Source organism: Jejuia spongiicola (genome assembly GCF_023502325.1).
GTDB lineage: Bacteria > Bacteroidota > Bacteroidia > Flavobacteriales > Flavobacteriaceae > Wocania_A > Wocania_A spongiicola.
Map to the genome: position 1 here is coordinate 446,912 of NZ_JAMFLZ010000004.1, position 15,159 is coordinate 462,070.

Here is a 15,159-nt window from a genome sequence, read left to right on the forward strand (position 1 = left end):
GATATGCGTCGTTTTAATGACTTATATCCGACGTTAAACGAAGTTAGCCAAATTTTCTGACAAAGTCAAGAGTCAGTTCTTGAATTAAGACTATTCATTAGTGCTATTAAAATCTACCAAAAGACCACCATAAATCCAATTAGCGAGAGCCTCCCTGTTTTCATAATCCAAAATACGTTTTTGATCTTTCTTATTTTTAATATTACCTAGTTCAATATAAACCATTGGCGGGAATGTGTTTTTAATTAAATACAAACCTCGGGAGCTAACCGATCCTGCATATGTTCTGTTGGGCTGATGTTCAGCGTATTTTTCTTTAAAAGACTCAAGAATATTTGTGGCTAATCGTTTTCCGTTTTTACTTTTTTTATGGTGATAGAAAAAAACATCAATATTTTTATTTTCACTTCTACTATCAACATGAGTTACAATAAGCCTTTGGTAAGCACCTTTATGTTTCATGAATAATGTGTTAACTGTTCGAGTGCGTTGGCGCAAGCGTAATGTTTGGTTTCTAGGTATTTTTTTATTTACGTAACAAACTTCATCATAATCAATCTCTAAAATGCGTTTATCTCTAATGCCATCATTTTCATCCTTTATTATAATGTAAACTTTTGCTCCGTTGGAAAGAAGTCGTTTAGCGAGTCTTAAGGTAACATCATAGGCATATTCATCTTCAGAAATAGTTGTGTTATTATAGGTTGTAATAGCTCCAGGATCCGGGCCTCCATGACCAGAAATTAAATAATAAATAGCGCCATCAAGTTTTTTGCTTTCAATATTAAAAACACTGTGCTTTTTTCCAAAAAGAGGAAAGTTAATTTTGTTTACAACAGTAATACTGTCTATAACCTTTGAAGGAATACTATCAGTTATAGTATGCGGTTCTTCAATTATTATTTCAGCTTTAGGGAGTATATAACTTTCGCCAATTAATAATTGATTATTGGGTTTTAACTGCGCTTTATTTAGGGCAATAAATTTTTTTAAATATTTTGTAGGATCTAAGCCATTGTTTCGAAGCAAAGAATATATACCATCACCTTTTTTTGCAATAACTGTTTTTTCTGGAGTTTGGGCAAGAGATATAAAGCTTATAAAAAATAAAAAGGCAAATAAAATGAGTCTTCTTAACATTCAAGATTAATTATATTATTAGCAGAAAATGTTTAGTCTACTAACTCCCATATTGTTATTTAATTGTTATTTAAAGCAAAAGCAATACCTTTTTCAATAATTGGCTCCATAATTTTATACCCTTTAGCATTAGGATGTATCCCATCACTTCCTAAATCTTCTTTTAAGCCTTTTGATTTGTTAACCATTGCCGAAAAATAATCCACATAAACTAAATTATTCTTTTTAGCATAAGATTTTAGTATTGAGTTAAGTTTTATAACTTTTTCAGCAGGTTCTAGCCCTGGTCTCCATGGGAAATCATAAGCAGGAAGCACAGAACATAAAACAACTTTTATGTTATTTGATTTGGCTAATTCTGCCATTGATAATATATTATTTGAAATCATTTCAATAGTTGAAGGACCTGTATTTCCAGCAATATCATTTATACCAGCCAATATAACCACGACCGAAGGAGAAAGATTGATAACATCTTGTCTAAATCGCAATAACATTTGCGGTGTAGTTTGTCCACTTATACCTCTATTTATATATGGTTTATTGGCAAAAAAATCAGGCCGAATGTTTTTCCACCCCTCTGTTATGGAGTTGCCCATAAATACAATACGCTGCTCGTTTTTTTTAGGAGCTTCTAACTCTATGTTTTCTTTTTCAAACCGTTTTAAGTTTGCCCAATCTTGGGCTTGTACTGCACCTGATGTAAATGCTGATAATAGCATAATGATAATGTTTTTTTTCATTTATTGTTTCGTTTTAAAGCGTTTAAAGCCTATGCGTATATATTTATAACATATAACGCTAAGGTAGCAAATATCTGTTTTAAGTTTTTATATAGTAGTTGTACCTATATCTTACATTAACAAGTAAATTAATCTTGAAGATGATTAATTTAAGTTATTTTTATAATATTTTTTCACCTCAGACAACCTTTAGCACAAAATTTGCGTCTTTATAAATAGAAGGTCATATAAAATCATTTTTTGAAAGTCATTCAACTCCATAAAAACGAATCAGAGCTTATAAAAAGAGCTCTTAAAAATAATCGAGAAGCACAGCATGTGTTATTCGAGTTGCACGCTCCAAGAATGTTAAACGTTTGTAGATACTATATAAAAGATATACAATACGCTGAAGAAGCAATGCTTAATGGGTTTTTTAAGGTTTTTTCTAATTTAAAAAGTTTTAAGAGTGAAGGTAGTTTTGAAGGGTGGATAAGGCGTATTATGGTACGAGAATCGATTTCGTTTTTACGCAAGAAAAATAATATTGAGTTTTTTACAGAAGATATTGATTATAAAAATGATTATGTAAATAATATTAAAACTGATATTGAAGTTGCCGAAATACAACAACTTATAGACGCACTACCAGATGGTTACAGAATGGTATTTGTTATGTATGCCATTGAAGGGTATAAGCATCAAGAAATAGCAAACATGTTAAATATTACCGAAGGCACTTCAAAATCGCAGTTATTTAAAGCACGTAAACTGCTTCAAGAAAACATTAAAAAATTAAATAAAACAAGCTATGGCACCAATTAAGTTTGAAGAAAATATTAAGGAAAAGCTTGATAAAAGAACTATAAAACCATCGGCAGATGCATGGGATAGACTATCTAAACGTTTAGAGAGCCGAGAAGAAAAACGAAGTAATAAGACGTTTTGGTGGTTAGGTATTGCTGCTAGTATTATAGGTGTTTTATTGGTAGGGTCTCAATTTTTTAAGAGTAAGCCAATTGAGCAGATTACTCCAAAAATTGTTGTTACTCCAGAAGTTGTAAAACAAGATGACAACACTAAAATAGTAACAGAAAACATTGAAGAGTTAAAGAGAGCTACAGAAGAAACTAAGTTTAATGAAGAAAAAAAGACTAGCCAAATTAAAAATGAAACAATTATAATTCAGCAAAATTTAATAAAAGAAAACATTGCTATAGCTAAAGAAAAAGGTACACCAAAATTAAAAAATGAACCTCTTCAATCTGAAGAAAGAATTGCTGAAAATTTAACTTTCGAAGACCAAAAGGTTAAAGATTTGGTAGCTCAAATTAAAAAATTAAAAGACAGCAATTTAGTTGTTAATGACCAGGTTATTGATGCTTTACTTGCCGAAGCACAAAAGGAAATCACTTTAGAACAATTATATAATGATTCTACAGGAATTGTTGATGCAAATTTATTACTTCAGGATGTAGAAGAAGAATTAGATCAGTCTTTTAGAAATAAAGTTTTGGAAGCTTTAAAATCCAGTTATAATTCGGTTAAAACTGCAGTAGCACAACGTAACGATTGATTTAACCATATTGAAGTAAAAATTTATAAATAGTAAAAAATCATTTAATCAAAAATCAAATAAACGAACAGTTATGCAAACAATTACTAAATATTTGGTGTTAGCTGTGTTGTGTTTAAATGTGCACCTAATCAATGCACAAGACACGATCACTAATGCAAACAATCAAGAAAAAATAAAAACTTTAAAGGCATTAAAGGACAAAATAAAAACTCAAGAACGCGAGTATTTAAAAGAAGAGGTTGAAGCTATCAACCAACAATTGGATAGAAATGAAATTACAATAGAGGAAGCCAATAAATTAAAAAAGAAAGTAGCAAAAAAACGTGCTTTAAATATTGAAAATAGAATAGCAATTATTAATAATAAGATTTTGCTTTTACAGCGTAACAGTGAAGTTTATAATGTTAATGAAGAAGATGATGAAGACGACAGTTTTGTTTTTCGTATTGGAAGGGGAGATGAGGTAAACGATGAGTTTATATTTATTGGAACAAGGAAAGATGATAAGCATAAAAAAAGAAAATATGATAGACGAACTACTAGTGATTTAGTAATAGCCTTTGGTTTAAATAATGCTATTATTGAAGGAGAGAAACTTGATGATTCGCCATACAAATTTGGAGGCTCTAGATTTTTTGAAATTGGTTGGGCGTGGAAAACGCGTGTATTTAAAAACACCAATTTTTTACGCTTTAAATATGGGTATTCGTTTCAAATTAACGGATTAAAACCAAACGATAATCAATATTTTGTTCGTCAAGCCAATCAAACCATGTTGGAAGTATTTCCTGAAAACCTTAAAAAATCTAAACTGTCCATTACTAATTTAGTATTTCCTATGCATTTTGAATTTGGGCCGTCAAAAAAGATTGAAAAAGATACCTATTTTAGATATTCTACTCGGAATAAATTTAAAATTGGAATTGGAGGATATGCAGGATTCAATATAGGTACGCGCCAAAAATTGAAATATACAGTAGATGGAAAAAGGCAGAAAGATAAAATTAAAGGAGGTTTAAATACTACTAGTTTGGTATATGGTGTAAGTAGTTATATTGCGGTTGGTAGTACTGCTTTATATGTAAAATACGATTTGTCACCTATTTTTAAAGATCAAATTATAGAGCAGAATAATATATCTCTTGGAGTACGATTTGATATGGATTAACTATAATTAAAGTTTAGAGTTAGTATTTAAAAGCATTAAAATTAATTTTAATGCTTTTTTATGTTCTCTCTTAAAATGCTCACAATCCTTAAAAATATATTATTTTTACTGTTCTTAAATTTTTAAAATTTGATATCACAATCAACCATAGATCAAGTATTTGACACTTCCCGAGTAGAGGAAGTAATAGGTGATTTTGTTCAGCTTAAAAAAGCTGGTAGTAATTTTAAAGGATTAAGCCCGTTTAGTGATGAGCGTTCACCAAGTTTCATGGTATCTCCAGTAAAACAAATCTGGAAAGATTTCTCTACAGGAAAAGGAGGGACAGCAGTGTCTTTTTTAATGGAACACGAGCATTTTACGTATCCTGAAGCGATAAAATATCTGGCAAAAAAGTATAATATTGAAATTGAAGAAACAGTTCAGTCCGATGAACAAAAGGAAGCTGCAAACGAACGAGAAAGTTTGTATTTGGTTAGTGAGTTCGCAAGCACATATTTTCAAAAAATATTACATAAAACTGACCAAGGAAAATCGATTGGATTAAGTTATTTTAAAGAACGCGGATTTACTGAAGATACTATTAAAAAGTTTGATTTAGGGTATTCTTTAGATGAATGGCAAGCCTTTACAGACGAAGCTTTAAAGCAAGGATATAATATAGATTACCTTGAAAAAACAGGACTTACCATTGTTAAAGAAAGTAAGCGCTTTGACAGGTTTAAAGGTCGTGTAATGTTTCCTATAAAAAGTATGAGTGGCCGTGTTTTAGGTTTTGGTGGTCGTATTTTGATTACCGACAAGAAAGCAGCCAAATATGTAAATTCTCCTGAAAGCGATATTTATTATAAAAGTAAAGTGCTATATGGTATTTATCATGCAAAGCAAAGTATTGCAAAAGAGGATAATTGTTACTTAGTTGAAGGGTATACCGATGTTATTCAATTTCATCAAACAGGAATTAAAAATGTAGTATCATCATCTGGTACTGCTTTAACTTCTGAGCAAATAAGGCTTATAAACAGGCTTACAAAAAATATTACGGTGCTTTTTGATGGCGATGCAGCAGGGATGCGTGCCTCTCTTCGTGGTATAGATTTAATTTTGGAACAAGGGATGAATGTAAAAGTTTGTACGTTTCCTGAAGGAGAAGATCCTGATAGTTTTTCTAAAAAACATACACTAGATGAACTTGCGCTTTATTTAAATGAAAATGCAAAAGATTTTATTCAATTTAAAGCCTCAGTATTATTTGAGGATTCAAAAAATGACCCAATAAAAAAAGCCGAAACAGTTAGAGATATTGTAAACAGTATTTCTAAAATCCCTGATCGTATTAAAAAAGAAATTTATATTCAAGAATGTGCAAGAATTATGGACATTAGTGAAGAGGTTTTATTTAGTACGTTAGCTCAAATTAATAAAAAAGAATTTCAAGAGGAAAATAAAAAATATAAAAATGAGCAAAAGGCCTTTGATGTTATTAAGCACCAACAACCTGTAAAAAAAGTTGATGTACAGTATGTCTTAGAACGAAAGATAATAGAGGTTTTACTGCTATACGGTAACAAGACCGAAGACTTTGAGGATTTAGTTTTAAAAGAAAATGATAAAGGCGACCTTATTTTAGAGCCAGTAATTCATCAAGCCAAAGTATTTGAAAAAGTGTTTTTAGACTTACAAGATGATGAAATGGAATTCTCGAACGAACAGTTTAAAACCTTGTATTATACGATTATTGATACTTTAAATCAGAGTACTGAGTTTAACTTGAAATCATTTATAAACTCTGTTGATTCTGAAACATCTAGTCAAATAACAACAATATTAATGGAAGATGAACGATACATGTTAGATGATTGGAATAGAATGAATATATTTCCAAAAGAAAAAAATCAAAATGTTGCCCAACTAGTAAGCGAAACCATTTTAAGCTTACGTTGCTTTTTAATAGACCAAAAAGTTAAAGAATTTCAGCAAGAAACTTTACAAAATAAAATAGACACGAATAGAAATATACTTGAAGAAGTAAAAGACTATTCGAGTCTAAAAATGTTATTATCTAGAAAGCTGAATCGTGTATTATAATTCTGCAGTAAGCTTTGCTTGATTTACAAGATCAACTAAATTGTTAACTTTTAGTTTTCTCATTAAACGAGCTTTGTATGTGCTTACCGTTTTTTCGTTAATATTTAGCTCTTTGGAAATTTCTTTGTTTTTTCTACCAATTGTTAAAAGCTTTAAAACTTCTGACTCACGAGTTGATAGTTTTTTGTAAAAAGCTCCAGATTTATTTGATTTACTTCCAAAAGCTAGTTGTTGCGTAAGCGCATCACTTAAGTGAATACCACCATCAGAAACTCTTAAAATAGCATCGTTAATGGTTATGATATTAACTGATTTAGAAATATATCCAGAAGCGCCAGCTTTAATGGTGTTAATACCATATACTTCTTCTGGTTGGCTACTAAAAATGATGGTTTTAATATCTGGATAATCTTTCTTTAAATAACGTAAAACGGTTAAACCGTTAAGTTTTGGAAAATCTGTTTCGGTTAAAATAATGTCAACATCATTATTTTTTACAAATTCTAAGATGGCTTCGCCATCATCTACACTTCCAACAATTTTTATGTTTGAAGATGCTGAAAAGAGATGTTCTAATCCCTTTCTAATAATTGGGTGGTTGTCTGCTATTAGTAATTTAATCATTGTTCTAGGGTTTTATTATTATAATTGTTAGAGGTTTTACAACTATAATTGAGAGAGTTACCTTGTGGTAAAGATAAGACTTTTTGTTATAATCACAATAATTACTTGAAATTACTAGGAATTATGCAAATTGGTATAGGAATCATTTTGTGCTTGTTCGATGTATTAAAACGTTTATAGATTTTAAAAACCTCTAACTCTCTACCAGAAAAACTACTTTCAGTTTTACCAGCTTCATCCATTTGCATTGCCCATTCAAGTTCTGGATATGAAGCCCCAATTTGGTCTTCATCGCTTCTGGCATCACCAAATAAGCCATCACTTGGAGCTGCTTTCATTATAGAATCTGGTACTTGCAAAAACTCACCTAATTTATAAACTTCAGATTTCATTAAATCAGCTATTGGGCTTAAATCTACACCCCCATCACCGTATTTGGTATAAAAACCAACTCCAAAATCTTCTACTTTATTACCAGTTCCTGCTACCAATAGTTTATAAAGGCCAGCGTAGTAGTAAAGCGTTGTCATTCTTAAACGAGCTCTAGTATTTGCTAAAGCCATATCAATAGTAGCTTGGTCGCCGTCAAAAAACACTTCAGTTTTAAATTCTTCAAAAACTGGAGTTAAATCAGTACGCGTATCATCAACATTATCAAACCTATTCCTTAGTTGAGCAATGTGTTCTTGCGCTCTGGTAACATGGCTTGGAGCTTGGTGTATGGGCATTTCTACACATAAAACATTTAAACCTGTTTTGGCGCATAAAGTTGATGTTATTGCTGAATCAATACCACCAGATATCCCTACAACAAATCCATTTACACGGGCATTAGTTGCATATTCTTTTAACCAATTAACAATATGATTAACTACTTTTTCTGTTTGCATATTAAATGAATTTAAATCTAAGAATAGTACCTTTGCAAACAAAAATAAACGAAACACTCAATTAATAAAAATTTATGCCGTTTAAGTTTTATATGAAAAACGTAATCTTATTATTTGGTATTATTTTGATAGTTATATCATGTAAAAAAAATAGTGAACTTCAAGAAAGTATTGCTAAAATAAATACAGATATTTCTGTAGAACGTTTTGATAGATTGTTTGCCGAGGCCTCTTTGCCGGATTTGAAAAACTTAAAAAAGGTTTACCCTTTTATGTTTCCAAAAAAGTATTCAGATTCGTTTTGGCTAGCTAAAAAGACCGATACCTTGCAGGTTCAATTATTTAATGAAGTAAATAAAGTGTTTCCTGTTTTTAATGATGTAGAAGCAGAAATAGAATCGTTATTTAATCATTTAAAATATTATTTTCCAGAGTTCAATCCTCCAAGAATTATTACTGTAACTAATGATGTTGATTATAGAAATAAAGTAGTTGTTACTGATACTATTGCATTAATAGCTTTAGATAATTATTTAGGTGATGATCATAAGTTTTATGTTTATGGCAACATTCCGAAATATGTAAGAGCAAATTTAAAAAAAGAACAGCTTGTTGTTGATATAGCAAGCAAATATGCAAAGAAATACACATATCAATCACAAAAAAGAACTTTGTTAGATGAAATGATTTATTCTGGAAAACAGTTATATTTTAAGGATGTTATAGTTCCATTTAAACCTGAAAGTGAGCGTATTGGTTATACTCAAGAACAGTTTGATTGGGCTATTGCTAACGAGAGCTATATATGGCGTTATTTTGTTGAACGCGAATTGTTGTTTAGTACAGACTCTAAATTACCTAGTAGATTTATAAACCCAGCACCTTTTACAAAGTTTTATTTAGAAGAGATTGATGCCGATTCACCTGGACGTTTAGGACAATATATTGGTTGGCAAATTGTGCGTGCTTACATGCAACAAAATAATGTATCATTAAAAGATATGTTAATAAAATCTACTGAAGAAATATTTAATAACACCAAGTTTAAACCACGTAAGTAATGGAAAAAAAGCATATCTCTAAAATAGAATTGCAAGTTGAGTTAGATGAAAACAGAATCCCAGAAAGCTTGTATTGGACAGCTCAAGATGGAGGCATTACCAATGAGGAAGCTAAAGCAATGATGCTCGCTGTTTGGGATGCTAAAACTCAAGAAACGTTACGTATCGATTTATGGACCAAAGATATGCCTGTTGATGAAATGAAAGTATTTTTTCATCAAACCTTGGTAGCTATGAGCGATACATTTAATAGAGCTACTCAAGATGAAAAAATGACAGCGACAATGAAAGATTTTTGTGACTATTTTGCTGAAAAATTGGAGCTAAAAAAGTAATTAATTTAATTTGCTTGATACGCTTTCCACTTTAATGCAAAAGACTCATCAATTAGCCAAGAGGCATGCTTTGTTATGTTAGGGTAATTATCAAATGCAAATATTTCTTTTGTAGCGTTATTCCCTAACCAACCTGTGTTTTCAGGAATAACATTAAGTGTATTAGATCCAGGTGTAAGCCTTTTGTCTAATGCTACAGAGAAAAAAGCTCTTGTTAGTTCCCACGAAGGACCTAAGTTTCCAAAATGATCTACATCGGGTTCTATGGCATAACTAAAAGCTCCACCCTTATCTCTTTTTGAAAGTACTACACCTCCCATATTTTGATTTCTTGAAACAGCATCGTTTTCACCCAATAGCATTAGCCCAGGAGTATTATTATTAGTGTCAGAGGTTAAGCCAACAGCACCGCCTCTAATATTTACAAAAGCAATAATACGTTCTGGTTTAAAATTGGAAAAGTAATAACTAAAAACACCTCCAGCAGAATAGCCTTTCATTAAAAAAGGTAATTTGTTTATATCAGTTAAATTATTTTTATAGGTAATAGTATCAAGTGCTTTTATTAATGCATCACCACTTCCGCCACTTGCATTTGTGTAGAAACCATCAGCTGTAGTGGTTTTAACATTAATTGCCATGAGTGCTAACTTTTCTGCTCTTGCATAGTTCCTCCATTCATCTAAACTTAACCATCCAAAGGATCCTCCATTAGCGTGGTTTGATAAAATTAAAATGGCTCTTAAATCACTAACATCTTCAGGAACCCACATTTTAAATTCGGCTAAATCAAAATTGTCACCTAATTTAGGAAAAACACTAAAAGACCAATCATCAATAAACTCGCCTACAGGTTTAGTCTCTGTTAGGCCTTGTTCATTAGAATCAGAAGAACTACAGCTAGTATTGATTAAGGTTAATGCTGAAAGTATTAAAAAGAAGTATTTTTTCATTTGAGCAAAAAAAATTTAGTAATTCAAGATACGTATATTAATCTTTAAAATTACCATTCATTAATTTTATTAGAGTCTAGTTTAATAAATATAAATAGTAAAATAGTGAATGCCCAAAGCCCAGAACCGCCGTAGCTAAACATGGGTAGTGGAATGCCTATAGTAGGAATTAACCCCATTACCATACCTATATTAATAAGAAAGTGTATGAAGATAATTGACGCCACACCATACCCGTAAACTCTACTAAATTGGGTTTTTTGTTGTTCTGCCAGATGAAGAATACGCATTATTAGCAGAACAAAAAGAACTACAACAAAAGCACTTCCTAAAAAGCCCCATTCCTCGCCAACGGTACTAAAAATATAATCGGTATGTTGTTCTGGAACAAATTTCCCTGTGGTTCTTGTTCCTTCCATAAATCCTTTCCCTGTAACACCCCCAGAGCTTATTGCTTTTTCAGATTCATTCAAATTGTAAGCAAATGTTTTTTTCATTTGTTCTAATTTAACTGGATCTTTTTCTAGTCTTAACCAAAGACTTATTCTATCTTGCTGGTGAGGCTTTAATATGCTTTGATAAAAGAATTTTACTCCAAAAGAAATACCAATAGTCGCTATTAAAATAAGTAAAGATTGAAAAATATGCAGTTTTCTTTTGCTTATAAAATGAAAGCCAATAATTAATATAGTTGCGATTATGGAAGTTGCTATCGCTCCAAATTTTAAAGATAAAATTGAAACTAGAATAACAGATATACCTATGGTTAGGTAATATTTAGGCAGACCTTCACGATATAAAACAAAAAAGAATGCACCATAAACAATGGTGCTCCCTGTATCATTTTGTAATAATACTAAAACGGCAGGAATTGCTATTAGTATTAGAGTTTTTATCTGATCTTTTAAGTCTTTAATATTAGTGTTTAAATCACTTATGTATTTGGCGACGGCCAATGCCGTTGCCATTTTTGCAAACTCACTAGGCTGTATAGTCATTCCTCCAATGGCATACCAGGAAGTGGCTCCATTAACATTTTTTCCAAACAGGAAAAGGCCTACCAAGGAGAGCATCGAAACTATATAAATTATACTGGAGAAACGCTCGTAAAACTTAGCGTCAATAGCAAGTAGAACCACGATTAAGCCAAAGGTTAAAAAGATAAAAATAAGCTGCTTACCATAAGGTTGCGATAAATCAAAATAATTTATAGCACTTCCAGAATGTGATGCTGATAAAATATTTAAATACCCAAAACCTACTAGTAACAAGAAAAGAATAATGGTAATCCAGTCGAATTTAAAATGTCTATTCGTTTCTCTAACCATTAATTTGTTGCTTTACTAATTCTGACTAACTGTTTTTTTAAACGAGAATATTCGTTATCATCAACAACTTGTAGTTTTGTTTTTCCGTTAATTTGAAAAGGTTCACCAGAATAAGGTTTAGCATACTCGTCTTCCAAACTATGCCTTAAAAGCCAATCTTCTAAATCTGTTCTTGTTATTTCACCTTTAATATGTTTTTCAATCATTAAGCTGGCAATCTTTCCTGCAAATCTGCTACCCCAATAACCATTTTCTACAAATACCGCAAGAGCTATTTTCGGTTTTTCTTTTGGGGCAAAAGCTACAAAAATAGAATGATCGGTTAATTGTGTTTTTAAACTATCAATAATAGCAAAATTTTCAACAGTTCCTGTTTTACCACAAATATCAATATCCTTTACTTGCACCCATTGCGCTGTTCCTTTTTTGTAAACCTGATGCATGCCTTCTATTACAGGTTCAAAATTTGCTTTATCTATGGTTGTGTATTTTGGAGTTGTAAATTTTTCAGGAAGTGTTTCTCCTTCAATAGATTTAATAATATGGGGGGTGTAGTAATGCCCTCTATTGGCAATTGCAGCAATCATATTAGCTAGTTGAATAGGTGTAGTTGCTACCTCGCCTTGACCAATAGCGTTAGATATTGTATAAGTTGAATAAAAGGTTTTTGGGTATATTCTTTTGTAATAATCTCTATCTGGAATTCTACCCTTTTGTCCTACCTTTAAATCATACCCTAAAAAATTACCTAAACCAAAACTTTTAGCATGTTTACTCCAAACATCAATGCCTTCAGAAGCGCTCCCATTTTTATCTAAAATTTTTCTATATGCTGTAGCAAAATAAGCATTGCAAGATTCTTGAATACCGCTAATCATATTATTCCGTTTACCAATGTAACAATGACATTTCATAAAACGATTTCCGTATTTATAACCAGCATAGCAGGTAACTGTTTCGGTAGGGGTTAATACGCCTTCTTGCAAGCCAATTAGAGCATTCATTAATTTAAAAGGTGATCCAGGTTCGTATACACCTTGTAGACTTCTATTAAATAATGGTTTTGCAATAGAATCATTAAAAAGTTTAGTAAAATTTTTTGATCTGCCTCTGCCTACTAATATATTTGGATCATAAGTAGGGGCGGCTACCATAGCTAATATTTCCCCTGTTGATGGTTCAATTGCAATAACCCCACCGCGTTTATTTTGCATGAGTAGCTCACCGTATTCTTGTAGTTTAGCGTCAATAGTTATGGTGATGTCTTTTCCTTGTTCAGGAATGGTGTCAAACTTACCATCTTTATAAGGGCCAATATTTCTGTTAAATCGATCTTTCTGAATAAACTTAATGCCTTTTACACCTCGTAATATATCTTCGTAAGATGCTTCTACTCCTTGTCTGCCAATTAAATCGCCCATTCTGTAATAAGGGTCTTTTTTTATGTCTCTATTATTGACTTCTCCAATATCACCTAAAACATTAGCACCAATTGAAGTCTCGTAGTTCCGAAGAGATCTTTTTTGAATATAAAAGCCATCAAACTTTCGCATTTTTTCTTGTAAAACGGCATAATCTTCTTTTGATAAGTGGGATAAAAAAACAGATGGTAACCTAGGAGAATAAACTCTGGCTTTTTTTAATCTTTTATTAAAGTAAGCGGTATCAACTTTTAATAATGAACAAAATTCAAGTGTGTCTAAAGGTTCAACCTCACGAGGAATAACCATAACATCATAAGAAGGCTGATTGGCAACTAAAAGTTTTCCGTTTCTGTCATATACAAAACCACGCTTTGGATAATCATAAACTTTTCTAATGGCATTATCTTCAAACAAATTATGTTCAGTTGAAGTATATACTTGTAGATAAAAAAGCCTAGTTATAAATAATAAACCAACAAAAATTACAGATATATATAGTAAAAGTTGTCTCATTTAGATTTTCGGCTAAAAATAATAATTAGTAAAACACATAGTATAATAGTAAATATACTTGAGAATAACGTTTTTTGAAGGACTAAAATTATTTTTGAAATGCTAAAAATTTCTAAACTATATAAAATAATATGATGTACAACAGTCATTATGGTTATATAGGTGAGTTTAGCACCAAAATCTACAGTATTAAATTTCATGTTTTGGTGTTCGTAAACCATACCAAATGAGAACTTTAATATAATTGGTCTTGTATAAGCTATAAAAACGCAAGCTGCTGCATGAATACCTCCAGAATCTAAAAATAAATCGATAATTAGTCCTAGCAAAAAACTCACTAATATAAATAATGAGCGATTGTTTTTAACGGGAAATAAAATGATGAATAGTATATAAACATTCGGATTTACATACCCCAAAAAATTGATATGATTGCATATAAGTACTTGTGTTAAAACAAGAACCAAAAACCGAACACTATTTAAAGAAATAATACTATTCATTTAGTTAGAGTTTAACAGATTAGTAATTTCTTCAATATCTCTGTTCTCTATAATATGAACATGCTCAAGATTGGTCATATCATTAAAAAGAACTACATTAATTTCATAATAATTTTCGGCAATATCTAATTTGAAATCTTTAACAACACCAATATGAATGTCTTTTGGGAAAATTGAAGAAAGCCCAGAAGTAACAATAGTGTCTCCTTCTTTAACTGGAGCTATTTTTTCAACATCTGTTAGTTGTACAATATTTGGAGAATCCCCATTCCAAGTTAAAGACCCAAAATGATTTGTGTTTTTTAGTTGTGCACTAATATTACTTGTCGTATTTAAAATCGATATAACAGTTGAATAGTTGTTACTGGAGTTGTCTATTATCCCCAAAACACCTTTACTAGTTATAACTCCAAAATCTTCTTTAATGCTATCTTTTGTGCCTTTGTTGATTAGTAAAATATTATCAGCTACAGAATAGCTATTTTTTATGATTTTAGCCGTATAAATTTTGTATAAGCCATTGTAAGTTATACTATCAGTGTAGGTTGAATCTATTGTGTTTTCAGAATTAAATAAAAGTGATTTTAAGCGATTGTTTTCTTCTGATAGAATTTGGTTTTGAGATTTTAAGCTTAAATACTCACTAATGTTATTAACAGAATTGTAAATACCACCAGTTAAAAAATTGGCAGAATTTATAAACTTACTTTTATGATAAGAATGCGATTGTATTGTAAAAACAATAGATATAAAAAACAGTAATAAGAATAACAGAAATGTTTTGTTTCTTATTATAAAATTTATAATCTGTTGCATGATTTAGGGACTATT

At 30.9% G+C, this 15,159-nt stretch carries 15 protein-coding genes; 6 read left to right on the top strand and 9 right to left on the bottom strand.

What is annotated here, in order from left to right:
- Positions 1 to 90 precede the first annotated feature (90 nt).
- Positions 91 to 1,140 (bottom strand): N-acetylmuramoyl-L-alanine amidase family protein, encoded by a 1,050-nt coding sequence (locus M3P09_RS11750; protein ID WP_249973255.1) that lies wholly within the window; start codon positions 1,138 to 1,140, stop codon positions 91 to 93.
- 59 nt (positions 1,141 to 1,199) lie between these two features.
- Positions 1,200 to 1,883: an SGNH/GDSL hydrolase family protein gene (locus tag M3P09_RS11755; RefSeq protein ID WP_249973256.1), complete on the bottom strand. Its 684-nt coding sequence runs from the start codon at positions 1,881 to 1,883 to the stop codon at positions 1,200 to 1,202.
- Between the two features lie 240 nt (positions 1,884 to 2,123).
- Here M3P09_RS11755 and M3P09_RS11760 point away from each other — a divergent pair, with 240 nt between their 5' ends.
- The 4 genes from M3P09_RS11760 to dnaG all read left to right on the top strand — a co-directional run bounded on the left by M3P09_RS11760 (position 2,124) and on the right by dnaG (position 6,697).
- A complete protein-coding gene (locus M3P09_RS11760; protein ID WP_249973257.1) occupies positions 2,124 to 2,687 on the top strand; it encodes an RNA polymerase sigma factor in 564 nt (187 codons plus the stop codon).
- The gene (locus tag M3P09_RS11765; protein WP_249973258.1) at positions 2,674 to 3,438 is read left to right on the top strand and encodes a hypothetical protein; all 765 of its coding nucleotides are present in this window, start codon (positions 2,674 to 2,676) and stop codon (positions 3,436 to 3,438) included. The genes M3P09_RS11760 and M3P09_RS11765 overlap by 14 nt, the downstream gene beginning before the upstream one ends.
- Positions 3,439 to 3,511: 73 nt before the next feature.
- A complete protein-coding gene (locus M3P09_RS11770; RefSeq protein WP_249973259.1) occupies positions 3,512 to 4,609 on the top strand; it encodes a hypothetical protein in 1,098 nt (365 codons plus the stop codon).
- Positions 4,610 to 4,738: 129 nt separating this feature from the next.
- On the top strand, positions 4,739 to 6,697 hold the full coding sequence (gene dnaG / locus M3P09_RS11775) for a DNA primase (RefSeq protein ID WP_249973260.1): 1,959 nt from the start codon (positions 4,739 to 4,741) through the stop codon (positions 6,695 to 6,697).
- Here the strand turns inward: dnaG and M3P09_RS11780 are convergent.
- Positions 6,692 to 7,321 (bottom strand): response regulator, encoded by a 630-nt coding sequence (locus M3P09_RS11780; protein WP_099563823.1) that lies wholly within the window; start codon positions 7,319 to 7,321, stop codon positions 6,692 to 6,694. The genes dnaG and M3P09_RS11780 overlap by 6 nt on opposite strands.
- Positions 7,322 to 7,422: 101 nt before the next feature.
- Entirely contained in the window at positions 7,423 to 8,211 is a 789-nt protein-coding gene (gene nadE, locus M3P09_RS11785; RefSeq protein ID WP_249973261.1) for an NAD(+) synthase, read from the bottom strand.
- A 92-nt stretch (positions 8,212 to 8,303) separates the two neighbouring features.
- Between nadE and gldB the strand changes: the two genes are divergently transcribed.
- The gene (gldB, locus tag M3P09_RS11790; protein WP_249973262.1) at positions 8,304 to 9,272 is read left to right on the top strand and encodes a gliding motility lipoprotein GldB; all 969 of its coding nucleotides are present in this window, start codon (positions 8,304 to 8,306) and stop codon (positions 9,270 to 9,272) included.
- The gene (gene gldC / locus M3P09_RS11795; protein WP_099563820.1) at positions 9,272 to 9,607 is read left to right on the top strand and encodes a gliding motility protein GldC; all 336 of its coding nucleotides are present in this window, start codon (positions 9,272 to 9,274) and stop codon (positions 9,605 to 9,607) included. Before gldB ends, gldC begins: the two co-directional genes overlap by 1 nt.
- A gap of 5 nt (positions 9,608 to 9,612) precedes the next feature.
- Here the strand turns inward: gldC and M3P09_RS11800 are convergent, their stop codons facing one another.
- The 5 genes from M3P09_RS11800 to mreC are packed head-to-tail and all read right to left on the bottom strand — an operon-like array spanning position 9,613 to position 15,144.
- Positions 9,613 to 10,560 (bottom strand): hypothetical protein, encoded by a 948-nt coding sequence (locus M3P09_RS11800; RefSeq protein ID WP_249973263.1) that lies wholly within the window; start codon positions 10,558 to 10,560, stop codon positions 9,613 to 9,615.
- A gap of 50 nt (positions 10,561 to 10,610) precedes the next feature.
- Positions 10,611 to 11,888 (bottom strand): rod shape-determining protein RodA, encoded by a 1,278-nt coding sequence (gene rodA, locus M3P09_RS11805; protein ID WP_249973264.1) that lies wholly within the window; start codon positions 11,886 to 11,888, stop codon positions 10,611 to 10,613.
- A complete protein-coding gene (mrdA, locus tag M3P09_RS11810) occupies positions 11,888 to 13,825 on the bottom strand; it encodes a penicillin-binding protein 2 (RefSeq protein ID WP_249973265.1) in 1,938 nt (645 codons plus the stop codon). The genes rodA and mrdA overlap by 1 nt, the downstream gene beginning before the upstream one ends.
- Positions 13,822 to 14,328, bottom strand: coding sequence for a rod shape-determining protein MreD (gene mreD, locus M3P09_RS11815; RefSeq protein WP_249973266.1), 507 nt, complete (start codon positions 14,326 to 14,328; stop codon positions 13,822 to 13,824). The genes mrdA and mreD overlap by 4 nt, the downstream gene beginning before the upstream one ends.
- Positions 14,329 to 15,144: a rod shape-determining protein MreC gene (gene mreC, locus M3P09_RS11820; protein ID WP_249973267.1), complete on the bottom strand. Its 816-nt coding sequence runs from the start codon at positions 15,142 to 15,144 to the stop codon at positions 14,329 to 14,331.
- Between the last annotated feature and the right edge of the window lie 15 nt (positions 15,145 to 15,159).